General features: G+C 68.4%; 21 protein-coding genes and 1 tRNA gene. 2 read left to right on the top strand and 20 right to left on the bottom strand.

Annotation, left to right across the window (positions count from 1 at the left end):
* Window positions 1-19 precede the first annotated feature (19 nt).
* Window positions 20-946: an LLM class flavin-dependent oxidoreductase gene (locus tag NOCA_RS05525; RefSeq protein WP_011754284.1), complete on the bottom strand. Its 927-nt coding sequence runs from the start codon at window positions 944-946 to the stop codon at window positions 20-22.
* A 58-nt stretch (window positions 947-1,004) separates the two neighbouring features.
* Here NOCA_RS05525 and NOCA_RS05520 point away from each other — a divergent pair, with 58 nt between their 5' ends.
* Window positions 1,005-1,607 carry a TetR/AcrR family transcriptional regulator gene (locus tag NOCA_RS05520; protein ID WP_011754283.1) on the top strand — a complete coding sequence of 201 codons (603 nt, stop codon included), beginning with the start codon at window positions 1,005-1,007 and terminating at the stop codon, window positions 1,605-1,607.
* Here the strand turns inward: NOCA_RS05520 and NOCA_RS05515 are convergent.
* From NOCA_RS05515 to NOCA_RS05460, 12 genes are all read right to left on the bottom strand, one after another.
* The gene (locus NOCA_RS05515) at window positions 1,597-2,658 is read right to left on the bottom strand and encodes an ABC transporter permease (protein WP_011754282.1); all 1,062 of its coding nucleotides are present in this window, start codon (window positions 2,656-2,658) and stop codon (window positions 1,597-1,599) included. The two genes, NOCA_RS05520 and NOCA_RS05515, sit on opposite strands and share 11 nt — an antisense overlap.
* A gap of 14 nt (window positions 2,659-2,672) precedes the next feature.
* Window positions 2,673-4,166, bottom strand: a complete 1,494-nt coding sequence (locus NOCA_RS05510) for a sugar ABC transporter ATP-binding protein (protein WP_011754281.1) — start codon at window positions 4,164-4,166, stop codon at window positions 2,673-2,675.
* 1 nt (window position 4,167) lies between these two features.
* Window positions 4,168-5,364, bottom strand: a complete 1,197-nt coding sequence (locus NOCA_RS05505) for a sugar ABC transporter substrate-binding protein (protein WP_011754280.1) — start codon at window positions 5,362-5,364, stop codon at window positions 4,168-4,170.
* Window positions 5,365-5,461: 97 nt separating this feature from the next.
* A complete protein-coding gene (locus NOCA_RS05500; RefSeq protein WP_274378282.1) occupies window positions 5,462-6,097 on the bottom strand; it encodes a nitroreductase family protein in 636 nt (211 codons plus the stop codon).
* 17 nt (window positions 6,098-6,114) lie between these two features.
* Window positions 6,115-7,140: an acyl-CoA dehydrogenase family protein gene (locus NOCA_RS05495; RefSeq protein ID WP_011754278.1), complete on the bottom strand. Its 1,026-nt coding sequence runs from the start codon at window positions 7,138-7,140 to the stop codon at window positions 6,115-6,117.
* Window positions 7,137-8,273 carry an acyl-CoA dehydrogenase family protein gene (locus tag NOCA_RS05490; protein WP_011754277.1) on the bottom strand — a complete coding sequence of 379 codons (1,137 nt, stop codon included), beginning with the start codon at window positions 8,271-8,273 and terminating at the stop codon, window positions 7,137-7,139. Before NOCA_RS05490 ends, NOCA_RS05495 begins: the two co-directional genes overlap by 4 nt.
* A 26-nt stretch (window positions 8,274-8,299) precedes the next feature.
* Window positions 8,300-9,097 (bottom strand): enoyl-CoA hydratase/isomerase family protein, encoded by a 798-nt coding sequence (locus NOCA_RS05485; protein WP_011754276.1) that lies wholly within the window; start codon window positions 9,095-9,097, stop codon window positions 8,300-8,302.
* Window positions 9,098-9,122: 25 nt separating this feature from the next.
* Window positions 9,123-10,115, bottom strand: coding sequence for a methylmalonyl Co-A mutase-associated GTPase MeaB (gene meaB, locus NOCA_RS05480; protein WP_049774234.1), 993 nt, complete (start codon window positions 10,113-10,115; stop codon window positions 9,123-9,125).
* Entirely contained in the window at window positions 10,115-11,734 is a 1,620-nt protein-coding gene (locus tag NOCA_RS05475; protein WP_011754274.1) for a class I adenylate-forming enzyme family protein, read from the bottom strand. The genes meaB and NOCA_RS05475 overlap by 1 nt, the downstream gene beginning before the upstream one ends.
* Before the next feature lie 27 nt (window positions 11,735-11,761).
* Window positions 11,762-12,208 carry a cobalamin-dependent protein gene (locus NOCA_RS05470; protein WP_011754273.1) on the bottom strand — a complete coding sequence of 149 codons (447 nt, stop codon included), beginning with the start codon at window positions 12,206-12,208 and terminating at the stop codon, window positions 11,762-11,764.
* Window positions 12,184-13,821 (bottom strand): acyl-CoA mutase large subunit family protein, encoded by a 1,638-nt coding sequence (locus NOCA_RS05465; protein WP_011754272.1) that lies wholly within the window; start codon window positions 13,819-13,821, stop codon window positions 12,184-12,186. Before NOCA_RS05465 ends, NOCA_RS05470 begins: the two co-directional genes overlap by 25 nt.
* Before the next feature lie 39 nt (window positions 13,822-13,860).
* Entirely contained in the window at window positions 13,861-14,553 is a 693-nt protein-coding gene (locus tag NOCA_RS05460) for a nitroreductase family protein (protein WP_011754271.1), read from the bottom strand.
* 185 nt (window positions 14,554-14,738) lie between these two features.
* On the opposite strand from NOCA_RS05460, the gene NOCA_RS05455 reads away from it, so the two are divergent.
* Entirely contained in the window at window positions 14,739-15,488 is a 750-nt protein-coding gene (locus tag NOCA_RS05455; protein WP_011754270.1) for an SDR family oxidoreductase, read from the top strand.
* A gap of 222 nt (window positions 15,489-15,710) precedes the next feature.
* On the opposite strand, the gene NOCA_RS05450 is transcribed toward NOCA_RS05455, so the two are convergent.
* The 7 genes from NOCA_RS05450 to NOCA_RS05420 form a co-directional block, all read right to left on the bottom strand.
* Window positions 15,711-15,786 (bottom strand) — tRNA-Ala (locus tag NOCA_RS05450).
* Window positions 15,787-15,933: 147 nt separating this feature from the next.
* Window positions 15,934-16,752, bottom strand: a complete 819-nt coding sequence (sepX, locus tag NOCA_RS05445) for a divisome protein SepX/GlpR (protein WP_011754269.1) — start codon at window positions 16,750-16,752, stop codon at window positions 15,934-15,936.
* A gap of 61 nt (window positions 16,753-16,813) precedes the next feature.
* On the bottom strand, window positions 16,814-17,407 hold the full coding sequence (locus tag NOCA_RS05440; protein ID WP_011754268.1) for a GNAT family N-acetyltransferase: 594 nt from the start codon (window positions 17,405-17,407) through the stop codon (window positions 16,814-16,816).
* Window positions 17,408-17,409: 2 nt separating this feature from the next.
* Window positions 17,410-17,886 (bottom strand): MogA/MoaB family molybdenum cofactor biosynthesis protein, encoded by a 477-nt coding sequence (locus NOCA_RS05435; RefSeq protein WP_011754267.1) that lies wholly within the window; start codon window positions 17,884-17,886, stop codon window positions 17,410-17,412.
* Window positions 17,883-18,374 (bottom strand): cyclic pyranopterin monophosphate synthase MoaC, encoded by a 492-nt coding sequence (gene moaC / locus NOCA_RS05430; RefSeq protein ID WP_011754266.1) that lies wholly within the window; start codon window positions 18,372-18,374, stop codon window positions 17,883-17,885. Before moaC ends, NOCA_RS05435 begins: the two co-directional genes overlap by 4 nt.
* Window positions 18,375-18,376: 2 nt before the next feature.
* Window positions 18,377-19,618: a molybdotransferase-like divisome protein Glp gene (glp, locus tag NOCA_RS05425; protein ID WP_011754265.1), complete on the bottom strand. Its 1,242-nt coding sequence runs from the start codon at window positions 19,616-19,618 to the stop codon at window positions 18,377-18,379.
* Complete coding sequence (locus tag NOCA_RS05420) at window positions 19,611-20,990, bottom strand: UTP--glucose-1-phosphate uridylyltransferase (protein WP_041546236.1); 1,380 nt, start codon at window positions 20,988-20,990, stop codon at window positions 19,611-19,613. Before NOCA_RS05420 ends, glp begins: the two co-directional genes overlap by 8 nt.
* Between the last annotated feature and the right edge of the window lie 7 nt (window positions 20,991-20,997).

Below are 20,997 nucleotides of genomic sequence, written 5' to 3'. Positions count from 1 at the left end.
GGGCATGACCGGCCCGGGCCTAGGGCGACGGGGCGAACTGCGGGAGGATCTCGTGCGCGATGCGGTCGAGCATCACGTCAGCATCCTCTTGGGGTGCAGCGATAGTCAGCTGTACCGAGGCGGCGCCGGCCGCCTGGTACTCGCGCAGCCGATCCGCACACTCCGTCGGGGTACCCGCTACGAGCAGGTGGCCGAGCTCGCTGAAGTCCTGCTTGTAGTTGTTGCCCACCCAGTCGATCGCCGTCCGTCGTGCGGCGTCCCCGTCGGGATAGGTGGTGACGAAAGCGAAGACCGCGCCGGTGACATCGTCAGGGCGCCGCCCGAACTCCTCAGTGCGTTCGCGCACCAGGGACATGCCGCGGGCGAGCTGTCCCGGTGTGCACAGGTGCGGCATCCATACATCGCCCCACCGGGCGGCTCGCCGAGTCGCTACGTCGCCCCGGCCGGCGATCCACAAGGGTGGCCCACCCCGGCGACAGGGCGGCGGGTTCAGCGCCAGTGCGTCGAGACTGCTCCACGTGCCTTGGAAGTGCACCTCCTCGCCCGTGAAGAGGAGCCGGAGCACCTCGAGCCCCTCGTCGGTGCGCGCCCCACGCTGGGCGACGGGAACGCCGACCGCATCGAACTCCCGAGCGAACTCGCCGCCGGCGCCCACTCCGAGGTTGAACCGCCCGGCCGAGACCACGTCCACCATCGCCGCGAGCTTCGCCGCCATCGCTGCGGGGTAGAGCGGCAGGATCGTGATCGAGCTGAGCAGTTCGATCCGGTCGGTCACGGCCGCCGCCGCTGCTAGAGCGACGAATGCGTTTGGCACGGCGCCATGGAAGAAGAGATGCTCCCCGCAACTGACATACCCGAACCCGAGATCTTCCGCGCGTCGCGCAGCCTGGACGACATCAGGCGCGGCCGTGACCCCGAGGCCGAGCCGCAGAAGATCACCGGTCATGAGAGTATCCTTCCGAACGTTCGACAGTCTGCCAGGCTTGCCGGGAAGGAAAGGTCACGTGGCACGCTCCGCCCAGGTCGCCGAGGTCCCCCGAAGGGAAGCGATCATCACCGAGGCGACCCGCCTCTTCGCCGAGCACGGCTACCACGCCGTCGGCATGCGGTCGATCGCCGATGCCGTGGGGATCCAGAGCTCGAGCCTGTACCACCATTTCCCGTCCAAGCAGCACCTGCTCGCCGCGATCGCCGCCGAGGGCAACCACGCCTTCATCGCCGCCCACGTGCCCATCCTCGAAGGCGACGGTTCCCCCCGTGAGCGGCTCGAGCGAGTGCTGCGAGCGATGATCATCTACTACTGGGAGCACCGGCTCGAGCGCCAGGTCGGACTGCGCGACTCGCGGGAGCTCGCCAACACCATCCCCGACGTGTACGAGATGATCCAGCAGGACCTCCGTCGATTCCAGCGCGGCGTCGAGAACGTCCTCAACGAGGGCGCCGCGGCCGGCGAGTTCGCCCTCACCGACGCGAAGCTCGACTCGCGCGCGATCATCGGCATGTGCCTGTCCATCAACGACTGGTTCCGACCCGGCGGCTCGGCGACCATCGAACGAGTGGCGGATCACTACAGCGCTCTCGTCGTGGACCGGTTGCTCAAACCGTGATCTCGTCGTACCCCTCGGCCCTGCCTTCCTCCGCCTGACGGTGCTCGCTGAGCTCGCGCAGTCGAGCCTTGCGCGCCCGTGCGGCACGCAGCCGCGACATCCAGGCAGACAGGCCCACCGCCGCGAACAACACGATGCCGTTGAAGACCGGCTCGACCCACAGCGCCGCACCGAGCTGCTGGAGACCGGTGACGGTGATCCCGACCACGAGCACGGCGACCACGGTGCCCGGAATGTTGAAGCGGCCCCCGGTGAATGCGGTTGACCCCAAGAACGCACCCGCGAAGGCCGGGATGAGCATCGTGCTGCCGCTGTCGGGAGTGGCTGCTCCGATCCGCGATCCGATCACGACGCCGGCGGCGGCAGCGAGCCAGGCAGCCAGCACGAAGGTGGCCATGACGTAGCGCCGCGCAGGGATCCCGGTCAGCAGGGCGGCGCGCTCATTGGAGCCGGTGGCGTACATCCGCCGACCCACGGGGGTGCGGTGCAGGACGATGGCCAGGACGATGACGACGACGACGCTGTACCAGATCGGTAGCCGCATGCCGAGGAACTCCGAGCGTGCGATCCTGGTCAGCGAGTCGGGCGCCGCGCCGAAGACAGACTCGCCCTTCGAGTACGCCAGCGAGAGTCCGGTGAGGATGCTGCCCGACGCGAGCGTGGCGATGAAGGACGAGATCTTGAACTTGGCCACGGCCACGCCGTTGATCAGGCCGACCAAGGTCGCCGCCATGAACGCGACGAGCAGGGCGGACGGCACGCTCCACCCCTTGTTGATGACGTTTCCGACGACGATCATCTGCACGAACGCGAACAGACTGCCGAACGAAAGGTCGAACTGACCGACGATCAGTGGCAGCGTCGCGGCGCAGGCGAGCAGGAGCACCACGGCGTAGTTGTCCGCGATTGCCTTGAAGTTGTCGACCGTGCCGAACGACTCCGGTCGCATCAGTGAGAAGGTCAGCGCCAGTGCGATCAGGACGACCACCAGCGCGAACTTGCTGAGGAACTCAACGATGCTTCCGGCGTTCTGGCGCTGCTTCGTGTTCATCTCGTTCGCTCCGTCTAGCTACTAAGTGCGGCAAGGCGTTCGACTGTGGCTTCCTCGGACTCCAGCTCCGCGACGACCTGCCCGTAGCGCAGGACGATGACGCGATCGCTGAGAAGGGAGATCTCCTCCAGGTCCGAGCTGGCCACCAGAACGGTCCTGCCCTCGGCACAGGACTGGTGGATTCGTGAATAAATGTCGTCGCGCGCCCCGATGTCCACGCCGACGGTCGGCTCGGAGAGGACGAGCAGGGAGGGTTCGGTCTCCATCCACTTCGCGATCAGCACCTTCTGCTGGTTGCCCCCGCTGAAGGTGGAGATGTGCGCCTCGGGGTCAGCCGGCTTCACCTTCGCGTCGCGCATGATGCGCTGCGACTCGGATCGTTCACGCTTCGGGGACCGCCCGTCGAGGTACAGGTTCTCTCTGGCCGACATCGAGGAGGCGAGGCCGTCACGAAGTCGATCCGGCGGCACGTAGGCGATGTGACGACCTCGCGCGTGCGCGACGCCGCTGGGCGCGTACTCCGTCCCGTCGACCCGCATGGTGCCGGCGCTCGCGCGCGCCAGGCCAGCCACCACCTCGCAGACCTGGAGGTGCCCCGAATCCGCCAACCCGGTGATGCCGATGACCTCCCCAGGGAAGGCATCCAGAGTGAGCGGCCCGAAACGGTCGTGGGTGAGGCCGGCGAGTGACAACCGCGGCGTCTCCGCTGCGGAACCACTGCGCTTGCGACGCTCCGACACGTGATGAGCGGGTCGGTGCCCGACCACGAGGGTGGCAAGCTGGTCAGGACTCAACTCGGACGCCGGTTGGGAGGCGACCACCTCACCGTCCCGGAGAACGGTGACCCGGTCGCAGACCTCCAGCGCCTCACTAAGCGCGTGAGTGATCAGAACACAGGCGACGCCGTCGTCGGCCAGGGCACGCAGTCGTCCGTAGAGGAGGTGCGCGTCCTCACGACCGAGGTTCGCCGTAGGCTCGTCGAGAAGCACCAGCCGGGCATCGACAGCCAGCGCGCGAGCGATGGCGACAAGTGTCTGCTCGGCGATCGGCAGGTCGCTGACCAAGGTAGACACGTCGACGCTCAAGCCGACGCGAGCAGTCGCCTCACGCGCGCGAAGCGTCGTTGCCCGGTTGTCGATCAGCCCCCACCTCCGCGTATAGCCGACTGTCAGCGCGATGTTGTCTGCGATAGAGAGGTCGGGAGCCAGAGCGCGATCCTGGTGGATGAGTGCGCAGCCCAGTTCTCGTACGGCGGATGGATGGTGCGGCAGCGGGAGCTGGGCGCCGAGGATCGAGACGGTGCCCGCGTCCTGCGGCTCGATTCCCGAGATGATCTTGACGAGAGTCGACTTGCCGGCACCGTTGGCACCGAGGAGCCCGTGGATCTCGCCCTGGCCGACGGAGAGGCTTACGCCGGCCAGGGCGACATTGCCGCCGTACACCTTCTCGACCCCAGAGACCTCGAGGGCTGCAGAAGGCGAGTCGGGGAACTTGACGATGGGGTCCACGTCAGCTCAGACCCCACGCCTTCTTGTAGAAGGAGGCGTAGTCGATCATTCCCTCGGCGCTGTCGATCTTGCCGTCGCTCGGCACGTTGTCCTTGATGAAGAACATCAGCCCGAGTCCGATCTCGTCGACATCGAGGTAGGGCGCGCCGGCCAGCCCCCTGACCAGCTGGTCTGCCACGGCCCAGCCGGCCCACGTCGCCGAAGCCCCGCTGTTATAGATGACCTGGTCCTCGGCGACGGCTTGCAGGCCCACGGCGTCGGCGTCCTTGGTGATCACCTTGATCTGGTCGGCCTTCCCGGCCGAGGCGACCGCCTGGATGACCGCCGGCAGGCCGATCGCGTACGGAACGACGATCGAGGTCGCGTTGGGGTTCTGCGAGATCGCACCCGTGACGATCGAGGTCACCTTGGTCGGGTCGACCGCGTCCGAGATGGTCCACGAGACGTCGGTGTAGTCGCAGCCGCTGCAGGTGTCGAGAACCTTCTTGTACTGGCCCATTGCCTCGACAAGAGACGGCGTGCCGCTGTCCGTCACGACGATCGAGTTGGCCTTGCCGTCGGTGCGAGCGATCTCGGCGAAGCCGATCGTCGACATCATCAGCGTCATCCGGAAGGACACGATCGAGTCGTAGGCGGTCTCCCCCCCGGTCGGCGGGATGTCCCCGGTCACCGAGGTGATGATCCCGCGCGCCCTGGCCTCCTCGAGCTTGTCTCCAACGGCCAGCGCAGGAACGGCGATACCCACGATGGCGTCGGGGTTGCGACTGAAGGCGGTGTCGAAGGCCTTGGCATTGCCTTCGGGAGTTCCGCCGCCGTCGATGACCTCGACCTTCCAGCCCAGGGCCTTCCCCGCGTCGACAACGCCCTGAGCGCCCTCCATGCAGGCGACGGCCTGCTTGGTGCACACGATCACCTGGACGTTGGCACCCTTCTTGATCTCGGGTGCGTCCGTCGGGCCGCGCCAGTCGCCGTAGGTCTCGATCTGGTCAGGAGTGTCGGGGGTGTCTGTCGACGAGTAGGTCAGGCCCTGCTGGGCGCGTTCGACCAACTGCTCAGCCGAGGCGACGAGCGCCGCCGAGTCACCGTTGCTCCCCGAGCCGGTGCTCGAGTCCTCCGAATCGCCCGAGCCGCACGCCACGAGCGCGAGGGAGACGACGAGGGTGACGGCTGTCGACGCGAGCCACTTCTTGCTTCTCATGTGATCTTCCTCATCTCGTGGGAACCGAACGTTCGTTAGGGTGCGTGGAATCTAGCCTCGCGCTGTGACGTACGTCAACCCCTCAGAGTTAGATCGGTCACAAGTCAGGTGGCGGGGCGTCGGAGTACCGGTCGTACGAGACCAGCGCTTCGACGTCCAGGCGCGTGAGGGTGGTCGGAAAACCCCCTGCTGGGTAGCCCACTGCGATGTGGCAGGCAGAGCGCATCCCGTCGGGAATGCCGAGCAGCTGTGCTGCCTCGGCCTCGCGTTCGCAGATCAGCGTGGTGATGGTGGCACCGACGCCGAGCGAGCGGAGCGCGAGGCATGCGTTCTGGACGAACGTGTAAACCGAAGAGCCGCCAAGGAAGTTGGGATGACCCGCCGAGTCCTTCATGTGGACGTGCAGGTCGGCCTCCACGACGCAAGCGACCAGGATCACCGGGACGTTCCCGAAGGACTCCGCGAAGTCGTTGGCGGCTCGTACCGCGGGGCCCAACGTCGCCGCTCCACTGCGCATCTCGCCGCTGAGGAACGCCGCCATGTCCCGCTGCCACAGGGGTAGGTAGAGCTCGGCGAGGGCGCGCCTGATCTGCCCGTCGCGGACGACGATCCACCGGACCGGCTGCCTGTTCCCGCCCGACGGAGCGAAGCGCGCGGCTTCGATCGCCTGGAGAATGACCTCGTCGGACACGTCCTCGTCGGTGAAGTACCGGGGGCTCCCAGTGGTGCGCATCAGATGGATCAGCTCATTCATACGCCGGCCTCCTGTGGGGCATCGAGCTCGGGCGGTGTGGCACTGCCGATCAACCGCGCGATCCGGGCCCGATGGCCCCGGGCGTCCCCCAGGATCTGGCTCATGGTCCGGGCACGACGCAGCAACAGGTGGATCTCGTGCTCCCAGGTGAACCCGATGCCACCGTGTACCTGGAGCGCGCCCGTGGTCGCCGACAAGGCGGCCGACACGGCAGCAACCTTCGCCGTCGACGCCGCCAGCGGGAGCTCCTCTGGCGCCGCCCGAGCGGTCCACGCGGCGTACCACCACGTGGAGCGGGCGGTCTCGACCTCGAGGAGCATCTCCGCACAACGGTGCGAGACGCCCTGGAAGGTGCCGATCTTGCGGCCGAACTGCTCGCGTTCCCGGGCGTAGGCCACGGCCAGGTCCAGCGCCCGCTGGGCAACCCCGGTGAGTTCGGCCGAGATGAGGACCTCGATCATGTCAATCGCCGTTGCCGGGTCGCCGGGGAGCTTCTCGCCCACGTCGGCGGACTCCAGCCGGGAGTACCGCCGCAGGAGATCGATGGTCTCGAACTGCTTGCGCCGAGCCCGCTCTCCGGCGAGGTACGCCTGTCCGTCGTCGACGACGACCAGTGGCCCGGACTCGGTCCCCGAGTCGATCACCAGACCGTCAGGAGCAACGGCGAACATCCCTGGGGCGTCGCCGTCGAGCAGGCCGGGCAGCAAACGATCACGCTGCCCCGAAGAGCCAGCGTGAACCACCAGGAGTGCTGCCCCTGCGTTGGGCAGGAACGGCACCGGAGCCAGCGCAGCCCCGAGCTCCTCGGCCACGAGGCCGAGCTCCAGGAGCCCTGCGTCGTCGTCAGTCGGATCGAGGCCGATGCCTGCGAATCCCAGCCCGCACAGCCGCTCCCAGAGCTCGATGTCGACGGTCCGTCCATCGATGCGCGAGCGTCGGCGCGCGTCGCTCAACTGGTCCCCGAGAAACCCTCGCAGGGTTGCGACCACGGTCGACTGGTCGGGAGTCAGGTCGAATCTCATCGGGACCTCGGCAGGCTCAGGACGCGCTCGGCGACGATGTCCTTGAGGACCTCGGTGGTGCCACCCTCGATCGAGTTGGCGCGCGAACGCAGGTAGCGGTACATCTCCGGGGAGTCAGCGCCGACAGCAGCCGGTCCCAGGAGGTCGATCGTGAACTCGGCCACCGCCTGGTTCACAGCGGCCCACTGCAACTTGGCCAGCGATCCGCTGGGGCCCGGGGCGCCCGTGCGCTCGATATCACTCAGCCCCCGGTACGTCTGCAGACGGAGCCCCTCCGCCCTCACATGGAGATCCGCCAGCCGATCCAGGACGAGAGGATCGTCCATGCGCCCCGACAGCACAACCTGGCGCTTCGCCTCGTCGAGCGCCCGTCGGACGTCGACCTGGGCAGCGAGCGCGAGGCCGGCTCGTTCATTCATCAGGGTGGTGATGGCCACCCGCCAGCCCTTGCCCACCTCACCCACGACCTGGTCGTCGCTCACGTAAGCGCCGTCGAGGAACAGCTCGTTGAACTCGCTCTCGCCGGTTGCCTGCACGATCGGCCGGGGTTCGATCTCGTCCTGCTGCATGTCCATCAGGAAGTACGTGAGGCCGCGGTGTCCCTGGCTGTCGGGATCCGTGCGCGCCAGCATCATGCACCAGCTCGCCTGGCGTGCCAGGGAGGTCCAGACCTTCTGCCCGGTGACCCGGAAGCCGCCGGGCACGCGATCGGCTCGGGTGCGCAGGGAAGCGAGGTCCGAACCAGCTCCTGGTTCCGAGAACGCCTGGCACCAGATCTCCTCGGCCGACAGGATCGGCTCCAGGAGCCGCTCCTTCTGGGCGGGCGTGCCGTGTGTGATGATCGTCGGACCGCCCATCTCGATGGCGATCGTGTTCGCGAAGCGTGGCGCGCCTGAACGTCCGAGCTCCTCGTTGAAGATCGCCAGCTCCACCGGGTTTGCTCCTCGGCCGCCGTACTCCCGGGGCCAGTGGATGCCGACCCAGCCGCTCTCGTACATCCGCCGCTGCCACGCTCGCCGGAAGTCGAAGGATGCCTCGTCGCCCATCGGCGCCACTCCTGGCGGGTTCACCGCGAGCCACCCGCGCAACTCGTCACGAAATCGCAGTTCCGCCGCTGTCATCGTGAAATCCATGTCTTCGTCCTCCGTCGTCTCATCGCTTAGCGGCGCCCGAACCGAGGCGGCCGCTTCTCACGGAAGGCAGCGACCGCCTCGGGCTGATCCTCGGTCAGGGTGCAGAGGATCTGCGTGCGGTTCTCGAGCTCGATGGCCGCGTCCAGGCTCGGAGCGTCCAGGGCCTGCCACATCACCCGCTTGGTCATCTGCACTCCGAAGGGGCTGTTGTTTACGATCAGCGCCGCCGTCTCGAGCGCCGCCGGGATCAGTTGCTCCTCTGCGGTGATCCGGGAGACCAGGCCGATTCTCAGCGCTTCCTCGGAGTCCACCGATCGACCCGTGAGCATCAGCTCGAAGGCAACACTGCTGCCGACTGCCCGCGGCAGCAGGTAGCTGACCCCGCAGTCACATCCCGACAGACCCACCTTCACGAAGGCGACATTGCAGCTGGCCGTGGCCGACGCGACCCGCACGTCGCAGGCAAGGGCGAGGGCGAGGCCGCCGCCTGCCGCCGGCCCGTTGATCGCTGCGATGACCGGCGTCCGCATCCGCTGCGGCGTGGTCAGCACGCGCGCGATGCGTTCTTGGGCGTCCATCCCTCCCACTGTGCGACCGGCGACTGCCTGCTCCGGGGCGTCGAAACCGTCGCCGAGATCGAGGCCAGCACAGAACGCCCTTCCGGCGCCGGTGACCACGACGACCCGTACACGGGGGTCCCGATCCGACGCGAGCAGGGCCTCCTCCAGCTCCTGGAAGAGCTCGTACGAGAGGGCGTTGAGCCGCTCCGGGCGGTTCAAGGTGATCGTTCGGACGCCAGGCGCCGGATCCTCGACGAGAACCACCGGTGCCGCACCTGTGATCGCAGACTCAGTAGACACGATCGGCCCCCCACTGACGCACGACGAGCTCGACCAGCTCGGACACCGCTGCTCCGACTGCGGTCTCGCCGCTGCGCACCCGATGAAGCAACGCGCGGCCGGGATCAGTGCACTCCGTTCGCTGCATCGCGATCACAAGCTCCCTCAGCACCCGAGCCTGGAACTCCCGCTCCCGTCGCGCTGTACGCCGACGCTCGAGCTCGCCCGAGGCCACGGCGTGGTCGTGGTGCCCGAGGATCGCCTCCCACGCCTCGGCGACGCCGTCGGCGGTGATCGCGACCGTGGGGATGATGGGAGGTGTCCAGTCGCGGTCCGGCGCCATTGCCAGCATCTGGCGCAGGTCGCGCATCGTTGAGCCCGCACCGTCGCGGTCGGCCTTGTTGACGATGAGCACGTCGGCGACCTCGAGGAGACCTGCCTTGTTGGCCTGGACCTCATCACCCCATCCGGGATTGACCACGACCACCGTCGTGTCTGCCTGGCCAGCGATCTCGACCTCGACCTGGCCGACACCGACCGTCTCGACGATCACGGTCGACCACCCACAGGCGCCGAAGGCGCGGACCACGTCGGGCACGGCTCGCGAGAGGCCACCGAGATGGCCACGGTTGGAGAACGAACGCATGAAGACGTCGTCGTCCTGCGCGTGCTCACTCCGGAGCCGGACGCGATCTCCGAGGATCGCGCCACCGGTGAAGGGCGAGGACGGATCGATCGCGGCGACGGCGACCCGCTCGCCGCGCCCGCGAACTTCCGTCACGAGCGCGTCGGTCAACGTCGACTTGCCAGCGCCCGGGGAGCCGGTGAGGCCGACGGTGAAGGTCTCGCCCGCATGTAGATGGAGCTCACCGGCCATCAGGTCCGCAGAAGCCCCGCCTCGCTCGAGCACACTGAGTACCTGCGACAGTGCACGCCGATCGCCGTGGGCTGCCCGGCGCGCAAGATCCTCAAGGCCCACGACCGAGTGCGCGGCCGCGGTCATCAAGGGCTCGCAGGAGTCGGCTGAACCTCGGCGTCCCTGCGCAGCTGACGCTTGAGGATCTTGCCCTGGGTGTCCTTCGGCAGCGCCGAGACCAGGTGGATCTCCTTCGGGATCTTGTAGCCCGCCAAAGTCTTCTTGCAGAACGCCCGGATGTCCTCGACGTCGACTTCGTCGACAGACCCCTTGGGGACGACGAAGGCGGTGACGACCTGCATCCAGTACGGATCCGCGAGTCCGACGACAGCGACCTCCTGCACCGCCGGATGACCGTAAAGGGTGCGTTCCACCTCGACCGACGAAACGTTCATGCCGCCGGTCTTGATGACGTCGTTGCGCCGATCGACGAAGTAGAGGTTCCCCTCGTCATCGATGCGGACCATGTCGTTGGTGTGGATCCAGCCGTCGCGCACGACCTTCGCCGTCCTCTCCGGATCCTTGTAATAGCCGGCCATTGCCCCAGGCGTCCGGACGATGAGCTCACCCTCAGCGGCCGGGTTCCCGTCCTCGTCGACGACCCTCACCTCCAGCTGGGCGGTCGGCCTGCCGATCCAGGCAGCATCACCGTTGGGTATGTCCGCCAGTCGCTTAAAGCGGCCGATCGTGGGTGTCTGCGTGATCTCCGACTGCGACCACAAAGTGATCCACAAGACGTCGGGCGCCACGGTCTCGAAGGCGTCGAACATCGCCTGCGGCATCGTCCCGCCGTAGGAGATGCAACGCCGGAGACGGTGCAGGTCGGCAGCGGCGAACTTCGGCGACCTGATCAACTGCAGGTAGAACGTCGGCGTCTGTCCCACGACGGTGACCTTCTCCGCGACGATGGCGTCGAGCGCCTCGTCGGCGTCGACGGCGAATGGCAGCACGATGGTGTTCCCCAGGGAGAGCAGGCAGATCTGCATCCCGATGCCCGCGATCGTGTGGAGCGGCATGGTGAAGTACCAGACGTCCTCCTCCAGCAGTCCGATCCCAGTCGTGTAGGACGGGATCATCGACACGAAGTAGTTGCGCTGCGGGATCGCAATGGCCTTGGGCAGGCTCGTCGTACCACTGGTGTACGGGATGATCCCCAGAGTGCTCTCGTCGACGTCGGAGTCGGGTTCGTCCGCGCTGGCCGACTCGATCAACCCGCTCATCCGCTGCCACGGCTGCGGAGCGGCGGAGTCGAAGAAGTCGTTGCTCACGCGGATCCTGAGCTCGGGGAGGGGCGACGAGATCGCGTCGATGCGATCGAAAAAGGCGTCCTCGCAGACGACGATCTTCGCTCCGGAGTGCTCGAGCTGGTAGTGCAGCTCGCTATCGGTGAAGGTGAAGTTCACGCCGGTCACCGCGACGCCCAGCTTTGCGGCAGCCCAGAAGGCCACGATCGAACCCGGGTTGTTCCGACCCATCAGGGCCATGACGTCACCCTTCACGGCTCCCTGGGCGGCCAGGGCGTTCGCCAGACGGTTCGCACGCTCGTTGAGCTCAGCAAAGGTCAGCTGAGTGCGTCCTTCGCCGTGCGGGCCGCCGTATCCGACGACGGCCGGTCGCTCCGGGTGGCGCTGTGCATTGCGTCGCAGTTGGTCGCCGAACGTCGCACGACGCACGGGATCGGACACGGGGACGATGTCGTTGAGCACGGGAACGCGCTCCTCTCGGGTCGGGCTTTACGGGGTGTGGTCCGAGGCCGCCGGATCGGCGGCCGTGAGCCGGTCTGCGGCCTCGACGATGGCTTCGAGCGTCGAGCCGGGTGGGAAGCACTCCACACCGCGAGCGGCGAGGCGGTCTGCCGCGTAATGCGGGATCGTGCCGCCGGCGAACACCGGGACGGTGATCGCTTCGCTCGCGAGGGTGTCCAGGATCCGCTCCACGACCTCGACCCGGCCGCCGACATTCAGGCCGATCAGGTCGACGTCCTCGTCGCCGGCAACCCGGGCGATCGTGTCGGCGTTGATCATGCCGGCGAGGATCACCTCATATCCTGCGTCACGCAGTGCCCGCGAGACCACGTTGATGCCACGCCAGTGACCGTCGAGGCTGGTCTTGGCCATGAGCACCCGCTTGCCATGGGTGCGAACCGGCTCGCCGGTCAGAAGTCCACCGGGAACTTCCATGATCCGAACACCTCCCTGTACACGTCGCCGACCTCGCCGATCGAGGCGTCTGCTCGCACTGCGTCCATCACTCCGGACATGACGTTTCCACCGCTGCGCATCGTGTTCGCCAGGCGATCGAGCGCTCGCGAGACATGCCTGCCGTCTCGTGACGCGCGCAGGTCCTTGAGTCGCGCCATGCCGCGCTCGAAGGCGTCGAGCGACCCCTCGAACCCATCGATGCCGAAAGGGTCGCCGTCGCTGTCGCCCAGGTTGACACCGACGATCTTGCGGTCGCCGCTCGTGATCGAGTCCTGGAAGGCGACGGCATTCTCACCGGCCATGCGGTGCAACGACCCGTCCTCCAGGCTCTGGATGAAGCCCCCGTTGTCGAGGATCCGGTCGAACTCGGCCCATGCTCGTTCCTCGAGCTCCGCCGAGAGGGACTCGATAAAGTAGCTGCCACCGAGAGGGTCCACCACCGCCGGGATGTTCGTCTCGTGCATGAGGATCTGCTGGACGCGCAGCGACTGCCGGTGCGCCTGCTCCGACGGCACCGACAGCGCCTCGTCGTACGCCGAAACGCCGATGGATTGGACTCCGCCGAGAACGGCTGCCATCCCCATGACCGTGCCCCGCACGATGTTGTTGATCGGCTCCTGGTACGTCATGGCCGAGCCGGCCGTCACGATGTGGATACGCAGGCTGAGCGCGCGCGGGTCGGTGATGCCGTACCGGGTCGTCAGGAGCCGATGCCACATCTTGCGGGCCACGCGCAGCTTGCAGATGTCTTCGAAGAAGTCCATCGCCACCCGGAAACTGACACCCCCGAGGGCATAGGCGACCTGCTCGACCGGGACGTTGCCGCGCGCGACGATCTCGTCGAGGTGCGACACGCAGCACGCGAACAGGGCGGCGAGCTCCTGGTAGGCATTGAGTCCGCTGTCCGCGCCGTTGTACGCCGCCATCGAGATGGGCGTCCACTTGGGCGCCACCTTGGCTGCGTACTCGACGATGTCGCAGTTCACCCGGAGGGCTGCCGCCGGTGGGATCTGAGTGAGCGGTGGGCATCCGATGTAGGTCAGGAAGAAGTCCGCCTGACCCGTCCCGTTCAGCTTGTGCAGCTCGAGGCCGCGACGTTCGGCCACCGTCCAGTACCCGGCCAGCGCGAAGGCCGCGTGTTGAGAGACCCCACCGCCGGGATGGGCGAAGTACTTGCTCTGGTCGATACCGGTCAGCGCGAGCTCGAAGTCTCGCGCCGACAGGATCACCGCACCACTGATGCCCACGTCCTCACGACGAGCGACCACCTCCGGATGGTCGACGTCGTAGAGATGATCACCGGTCATCCGGTCGTGCTCCATAATGAAACCGGTACCGCCCTTCGACAACAGGTACCGGATCCGCTCAGCCTCGTCCTCGGGGTTCCCGAAGCCCGAGAGCTGGAAGATCCGCCACGGCTTGGAGCGGTACCCCTGAGCATGTGCTCCGCGCAGGTAGGGCGCTTCGCCCGGCAGCACGGCCGCCGCCTGGGCTGCCGTCTCCGGCACGTCGTTCGGGCCGTAGCTGACCTTGAGCGGAATCCCCGAGACCGTCGTGACCTCGGAGGACCCCGACGCTTCACTACTCGTCATGAGTCGTCTTCTCCAGACTGGCGGATTCGTTCGGGTTCGTCACGATCCGGCAGAGATGGGGTTGCCAAACGTGTCGATGTAGGCCATCTCCTCCGGAGCAAGCCGGTTGAGCTTGGTTGGGAACGGCTTCGCCGGATACCCCGCGACGATGTGGCAAGCGGTGATGAACTCCTCCGGAATGTTCAAGAGCTCCTTGACCTGGGGCTCGTAGGCAACCAGCAGCGTGGTGAACGTGGTGGCGATGCCGGCGTCCCGTAGAGCCAGGCAGAAGTTCTGCGCCGTCGGGTAGATCGAGGCTCCTCCCACCACGCTGAGCCGGTCCAGCTCGGTGTCTGTGGGGTGGGTGGCACCGAGATCACCGCAGACGACGGCGATCACAGGGTGGTCGGCGAAGTGCTCGGCGAAGTGGTTCGCGTCGGCGAGCGCCTGCTCGGCCTTCGAATGGCCGATCCAGGTGGCCTTCTGGGTGTGGCCCTCGTCGTGTGCCTCGATGGAGTTGATGCCCGCCATCGCCGCGTCGTAGTAGGCCTTCCACGGCTGGATGTACCACTCCGCAAGCTGGCGCTTCTTCGCCTGGTCGCGCACGAAGACGAACCGCACGGGCTGGCGATTCCCCCCTTGGGGGCCGAAGCGCGCCTTCTCGACCGCGTCGTACAGGACCTTGTCAGGCACGTCCCGGTCGTCGTAGTACCGGGTCGCGGCCTGGGATCGCATCACATCGTTGAGTTCCACCGGGCGTCCTCCTTCATCCCTAACGTTCGTTCGTTAGGGGGATCCTACATGTGTGCTGCATCACGTCAAGCACGCCCGTCAGGCTCGCTCCTGTGCAAGCCTACGGATTCCAGCACCGAGGCTTGCCCCCCCTGCCGAACGATCGTTAGGCTCCGACGCGGAACCCGACAAGCGAAGGAAGACCGATGTCGACAGCACGCGCGGCCCTCGTCACCGGCGGCTCCAGCGGGATCGGTCTTGCGATCGCACGTACCCTCGGCGCCGCTGGGTACGACGTCACGTTGGCCTCCCGACGGCCGGACCGGTTGGAACAAGCGGCCCACGGTCTGCGCGAGGAGGGCTATCGAGTCGCGACCTCAGCCGGCGATCTCGGCGACGAGGCGGCGGTCGTGGCCGCGGTAGAGACGCACCGCGCCGCGTACGGGCGCCTTGACGTGCTCGTGAACAACGCGGGCGTGGGGATCGGGCAGTTCGCCGACGACTTGACCACGAAGGCGATCGACATACAGCTCAACACCAATCTACGATCGATCTTCCTCTTCTACCGCGAGGCACTTCCCATGCTGCGGGAGGCGGGTGGCGAACACCGCAACGCCCTGGTCATCAATGTCTCCTCAGCGTCAGGCATCCATGGAGAGCGGTGGCTCGGCGTCTACTCCGCGACCAAGCGAGGCCTTGTCGGGTTCACGCAGGCAATGAACCGTGAGCTGAACGACGCCGGCATCAAGAGCACAGCGCTTTGCCCTGCATTCGTGGACACGCCGATGGCAAGCTTCGTCAAGGACGAGATCGGCGCCGACAAGATGATTTCGGTCGACGACGTCGCTGGATCGGTCCGGTACCTCCTCACACTTTCTCCAGGCTGCCTGATACCCGAGATCCAGTTCGAGCAGACGATCGGCGCAATCGGCCCCACCTTCGACCGAACTGGGTAAGAGCAATCGCGCCTTGCGACTCGAGCCTTGATCGTGTCGCGGAGCTGCCCACCGCGTCGTATGGGAGATGCCAGCATGTTGGGGAATGCCGGCACGTGCCTCAGGTCGTGACAGCCTCCATCGCACCGGAGCACCCAAAGGCCGGCCAGCAGACCCCAGAAACGACGACCGCCGGACCCAAGATCGTGCGCCCGGCGGTCGCCGATGTCGTGAGACATCACATGGTGGAGCTGAGGGGATTCGAACCCCTGACCTTCTCATTGCGAACGAGACGCGCTACCAACTGCGCCACAGCCCCAGTGCGCCGTACGCCGGCGCGGTGGGAAACGTTAGCACCAGGCCCGGCCACCGACCGAATCGACCCGGGGGATTCCCGACTCGACCGTGAACCCCCGACTCGACCGTCAGAAGTCCCGACTCAATGGGGAGAAGTCCCGACTCGACGTCAGGAGTTGACGGCGCGCTGGTCGTCGCCGCCGTTGCGGTTCTGGCGGGTCTGGCGGGCGGCGCGGTCGGCCTCGTCGGCCTCGCGGGCCAGCTGGGCGTCGGCGTCGGTGCGGCCCGAGGTCCACACGCCGGTGTCGTCGAGGGCGATGGTGCGGACGGTGCGGCGGGCCGCGGGCGGCTTGCCGACGTACGTCGGGAGCGTGACCGGCACCGGGTCCCACAGCGCCGGGTCGACCACGGCGGCCATCCCGGCGGAGGTGTCCGCCAGCGGGTCGGCCTCGTCGGCGCCGTCCTCGACCGGCTCGCCGACCTCGTCCTCGAGCGGGTCCTGGATCGGCATCCGGGCAGCCGGCTGCAGCGCGCGGCGCTCGCCCTTGACCATGATCCGGCAGGTGACCAGCCAGGCGACCAGCAGGCCGGCGGGGATCGCGACGTACCACCAGTCGATGACGCGGAAGGCCGCGACGCCCACGACCGCGAGGTTGGCGACCAGGATCACGGCGAGCACGGTGCGGCGGCGCTTGGTGGCCCGCTTGGCAGCAGCCCGGCGGGCGCGCAGCTGGGCAGGGGTGACCGCAGGAGCGGGCTCGGCGGGCACGGCGGCGGTCGCCTCAGCGGCCGGGCGACCGGGCGTCACGACGAGCCGGGCGCTGCGCCGGTCCACCGGCTCGCGGCGGGCCAGCACGCGCATCGTGTGGGAGAACCGGTCCACGGAGCGGCTGCGGGCCACGTCGTCGTGGTGACGGAGCGCCTTCGGGACGAGATAGACGGCCCACGCCACGGCGAGGGCGACGAAGATCAGTGCGCTCAGGTCCACAGGTCAGAGGTTAGGAGCGTTAGCGCAGCGGGCAGCGGATGTCCACAGGTGTGTCGCAAAATCACTCGTGTGACTGGTGTGGTCGGAGCCGGGCCAGCATCCCGTCCGGGCAGTCCTCGCGGGTGACCGCGTAGATCCGGTGGTCGCGCCAGGCCCCGTCGATGTGCAGGAACTTGGGTGCGTAGCCGACCTCGTGCAGGCCGAGCTTCTCGACGACGCGCAGCGAGTTGGAGTTCTCGGGGCGGATCGCGATCTCGATGCGGTGCAGGTCGCCGGCGGTGAAGCAGTGGTCGATGACCAGCGCGACCGCAAGGGGCATCACCCCGCGCCCGGCGTACTCACGATCGAGCCAGTAGCCGATCGAGGCGAACTGCGCGGAGCCCCGCACGATGTTGTTGACCGTCACCTGGCCCGCGAAGCGGCCGTCGACCTCGATCGCGAACGGGTACGTGGTGCCGGCGCGGGCCTGCCGGTGCAGCCGCCGCACCAGCGACCGGAACGTCGTCGGCCGGCCGTCCGCACCCGGGGGCACCGTGGCGTCCCAGGGCCGCAGCCACGCGACGTTGCGGCGCCGGGCGTCCCGCCAGGCAGCCGCGTCCCGGGCGGCGAGCGGCCGGACCGTGACCTCCCCCGAGGTCAGCCGGGCCGGCCACACCCTCAATGGTCGCTCCCCACGACCTGCTCGGCGGCGTGCACCAGCACCGGGCGGAGCACGGCGAGCCCGTCCTTCACGCCGCCGCGCGAGCCGGGGAGGTTGACGACCACGCACGAGCCGACCACGCCGGCGAGCCCGCGCGAGAGCACCGCTGTAGGCACGCCCTGCGCGACGCCGTACGCGCGGATCGCCTCCGCGATGCCGGGGATCTCGGCGTCCAGCAGCGCCCGGGTCACCTCGGGGGTCCGGTCGGTCGGGGTGAGGCCGGTGCCGCCGGTCGTGAGCACCACCCGCGCACCACCCTCGACGGCGGCGGTGATCGCGGCGCCGACCGGCTCGCCATCCGGTACGACGACGGGCGCGTCGACCGTGAAGCCCAGCTCGCGCAGGAAGTCGATGATCAGCGGGCCGGTGGTGTCCTCGTAGACCCCGGCCGCGGCCCGGTTGGAGGCGACGACGACCTCGGCGCGCAGGCTCACGGCCGGCTCCAGTCGCCGGACTTGCCGCCGGTCTTCGTCTCGACCCGGATGTCGGTGACCACCGCGGCCTTGTCGACCGCCTTGACCATGTCGACCACGGTGAGGGCGGCGACCGAGACCGCGGTCAGCGCCTCCATCTCCACGCCGGTGCGGTCGGTCGTCTTGACCGTCGCGCGGATCGCCACGCTCGGCTCGGGGTCGTCGGTCACCTCGAGGTCGACGCTCACCCCCGAGATCGAGAGCGGGTGGCACAGCGGGATCAGGGTCGGCGTCTGCTTGGCGGCCATGATCCCGGCGACCCGGGCCACCCCGAGCGCGTCGCCCTTCGGCACGCCCTCGCCGCGGAGCAGTCCGACGACCGTCTCCGAGACCAGCACCCGGCCGGAAGCGGTCGCCGTGCGGGCGGTGACGTCCTTGCCGGAGACGTCGACCATCCGGGCCGCCCCGGACTCGTCGACGTGGGTGAGCCGCCGGGGCGAATCGGACATCGTCAGAACTCCTCGTCGAGCCTCAGGACCTGGACCTGCTCGCCGGCCTCGACGGAGGTGACGTCCGCCGGCACGACGACCAGCGCGTCGGAGGATGCCAGATCGCCGATCAGGTGGGAACCGTGGCCGCCGACCGGGGTCACCGACGGGCCGGCGCGGCCGGCCGGGTCGACGGCGTACTCCGCGCGCACGAACTGCCGCTTGCCCTCCGGGGAGCGGATGGCGTGCGTGAGCCGCGCGGGCGTCGTCGGACGGGCGTACGGCGTGCGCCCCATCAGCTTGCGCAGCGCCGGCAGCACGAACTGCTGGAAGGAGATGTACGACGAGACCGGGTTGCCCGGCAGCGTGAAGATCGGGGTCCGGTCCTCGCCGACGTGGCCGAAGCCCTGCGGCTTGCCGGGCTGCATCGCCACCCCGCCGAACCACACGGTCCCCAGCGGGCGGAGCGCCTCCTTGACCACGTCGTAGTCGCCCTGCGAGACGCCGCCGCTGGTGACGACCAGGTCGGCGCGGACCAGCTGGTCGTGCACGGCGGCGAGGAACGCGCGCGGCTCGTCCGGGACGATGCCGACCCGGTAGGTGATCGCGCCCGCGGCCCGGGCGGCGGCCGCGAGGAGGAAGGAGTTGCCGTCGTAGATCGAGTCGTGCCCGAGCTCGGCACCGGGCTCGCGCAGCTCCGAGCCGGTCGAGATGACCACGACCCGCGGGCGCGGCCGGGACCGGACCGCGGCGCGGCCGACGGAGGCGAGCAGGCCGAGGTGGCGAGGGCCGAGCACGGTGCCGCGGGAGACGACCAGGTCCCCGGCGGCGACGTCCTCGCCGGCGGGTCGCACGTGCTGGCCGAGGGAGGGCGCGCGCTCGATGCGGACCTGGGCGACGCCCCGGTCGGTCCACTCGTAGGGCACCACGCTGTCGGCGCCGGCCGGCACCGGGGCGCCGGTCATGATCTTCACCGCCGTGCCGGGCGACATCGCGAGCAGCTGCGCCTGGCCGGCCCCGATCTCGCCGACCACCGGCAGGTGCACCGGGGACTCCTCGGTGGCGGTCACGACGTCCGCGTGGCGCACGGCGTACCCGTCCATCGCGGAGTTGTCGAACGACGGCAGCCCGATCGGCGCGACCACGTCCTCGGCCACGGCCAGGCCCAGCGCGTCCATCAGTGGCTGGGGGAAGTCCGGCAGCGGCTCGATCTCCGCGAGGATCCGGGCGAGGTGGTCGTCGACCGAGATCAGGACCTCAGCCATCGGAGAGGACGGTGTCGGCGTCGACGCGCTGCGCGGAGCTCGCCTCCAGGTTCACATCGCCCACGACCTGCACCCCGTGCGCGAAGGTCCAGTCGCCCTCGATCCGCAGCGAGCTGGCCTTCTTCATCGACGGGGCGCCGTCGGGGAACCGCTTGTCGAACTCGCCGACCAGCTTGTAGTAGTCGTCGTCGAGGTCGACGTAGGGCACCTCCGTGGCGGCCTGGTCGAGCACGAAGTCCTGGCCGAGGTCGTAGACGTCCGAGCGCAGCACCAGCAGGTCGTTGGTGGTCTTGACGGGGACGAACCGCTCCCGGCCCACCTCGATCAGCCGCGATCCGTCGAAGACCTCGATCGCCGCCCCCATGGCGGTCTCGATCTGGATCACCTCGGGGGTCGAGGGGTCGCCGGGGTCGAGGTGCTTCACGTTGCGGATCAGGGGCAGCCCGAGGATGCCCTGGCGCACGTCGAGCGCGTGCTTCATCGCGGCCAGGTCGAACCACAGGTTGTTGGTCGAGCAGTACTTGTGGCGGTCGAGGTCGGCCAGCGCGTCCTTGTCGGCGTCGGGGGTCTGCGCGGTCTCGCGCAGCACGATCCGGCCGTCGATCTTGCGGCGGGCGAAGTGGCCGCCCTTGCGGTCCGAGGGGGTACGGCGTACCGCCTCGATCGCGAACGGCGCGCCGGACGTGGCGAACCAGCCCGCCACCCGGGCGTCCGGGACCGCGCCGAGGTTGTCGGAGTTCGACACGAAGACCCGCTCGTAGCCCGCCTCGATCAGCCGCTCGAGCAGGCCGGTGCCGCGCAGCGCCGTGTAGAGGTCGCCATGACCGGGCGGGCACCACTCGAGGTCGGGGTCCTTGGGCCAGCTCACCGGGGACAGGTCCTTGGCCAGGAGCCGCGGCTCCTTGTTCTGGAGGAACTCCAGCGGCAGCCCCTCGACCGGGAGGTCGGCGTAGCGCGCCAGCGCCGCCATCGTGTCCTCCGAGGTGCGGAAGCTGTTCATGAAGATCAGCGGGAGGGTGGCGCCGTACTCCTTGCGCAGGTGCAGCACCTGGCGGGCGATGATGTCGAGGAAGGACAGCCCGCGGCGCACGCACAGCAGCGACTTGGCGCGGTCCATGCCCATCGAGGTGCCGAGCCCGCCGTTGAGCTTGATCACGGCCGTCGTCCGGATCGCCGCCGCGGCGTCCTCGTCGGAGACCGCCACCGTGGCGAGCGACTCCATGTCGACCGGGTCGATCGACGACTCGGGGATCATGCCGGTCTCACCGTGCTCGAGGAGCCGGTAGTAGTGCGCGAAGGTCTCGATGGCGACCTCGTCGACCCCCGCGGCCGCCATCTTGTCGCGTGCCCGGTTCAAGCCAGCGCTTCCCATGCTCACG

The organism is Nocardioides sp. JS614 (assembly GCF_000015265.1).
Lineage (GTDB): Bacteria > Actinomycetota > Actinomycetes > Propionibacteriales > Nocardioidaceae > Nocardioides.
The sequence above is the reverse complement of the archived record's forward strand: the minus strand, read 5'-3'. Positions and strand labels throughout refer to the sequence as shown.

What these genes read in the sequence shown, in the direction of transcription:
- NOCA_RS05525 (WP_011754284.1), bottom strand. Translation starts at nt 946, where the DNA reads ATGACCGGTGATCTTCTGCGGCTCGGCCTCGGGGTCACGGCCGCGCCT.
- NOCA_RS05515 (WP_011754282.1), bottom strand. Translation starts at nt 2,658, where the DNA reads ATGAACACGAAGCAGCGCCAGAACGCCGGAAGCATCGTTGAGTTCCTC.
- NOCA_RS05505 (WP_011754280.1), bottom strand. Translation starts at nt 5,364, where the DNA reads ATGAGAAGCAAGAAGTGGCTCGCGTCGACAGCCGTCACCCTCGTCGTC.
- NOCA_RS05500 (WP_274378282.1), bottom strand. Translation starts at nt 6,097, where the DNA reads ATGCGCACCACTGGGAGCCCCCGGTACTTCACCGACGAGGACGTGTCC.
- NOCA_RS05495 (WP_011754278.1), bottom strand. Translation starts at nt 7,140, where the DNA reads ATGAGATTCGACCTGACTCCCGACCAGTCGACCGTGGTCGCAACCCTG.
- NOCA_RS05490 (WP_011754277.1), bottom strand. Translation starts at nt 8,273, where the DNA reads ATGGATTTCACGATGACAGCGGCGGAACTGCGATTTCGTGACGAGTTG.
- meaB (WP_049774234.1), bottom strand. Translation starts at nt 10,115, where the DNA reads ATGACCGCGGCCGCGCACTCGGTCGTGGGCCTTGAGGATCTTGCGCGC.
- NOCA_RS05470 (WP_011754273.1), bottom strand. Translation starts at nt 12,208, where the DNA reads ATGGAAGTTCCCGGTGGACTTCTGACCGGCGAGCCGGTTCGCACCCAT.
- NOCA_RS05465 (WP_011754272.1), bottom strand. Translation starts at nt 13,821, where the DNA reads ATGACGAGTAGTGAAGCGTCGGGGTCCTCCGAGGTCACGACGGTCTCG.
- NOCA_RS05455 (WP_011754270.1), top strand. Translation starts at nt 14,739, where the DNA reads ATGTCGACAGCACGCGCGGCCCTCGTCACCGGCGGCTCCAGCGGGATC.
- moaC (WP_011754266.1), bottom strand. Translation starts at nt 18,374, where the DNA reads ATGTCCGATTCGCCCCGGCGGCTCACCCACGTCGACGAGTCCGGGGCG.
- glp (WP_011754265.1), bottom strand. Translation starts at nt 19,618, where the DNA reads ATGGCTGAGGTCCTGATCTCGGTCGACGACCACCTCGCCCGGATCCTC.
- NOCA_RS05420 (WP_041546236.1), bottom strand. Translation starts at nt 20,990, where the DNA reads ATGGGAAGCGCTGGCTTGAACCGGGCACGCGACAAGATGGCGGCCGCG.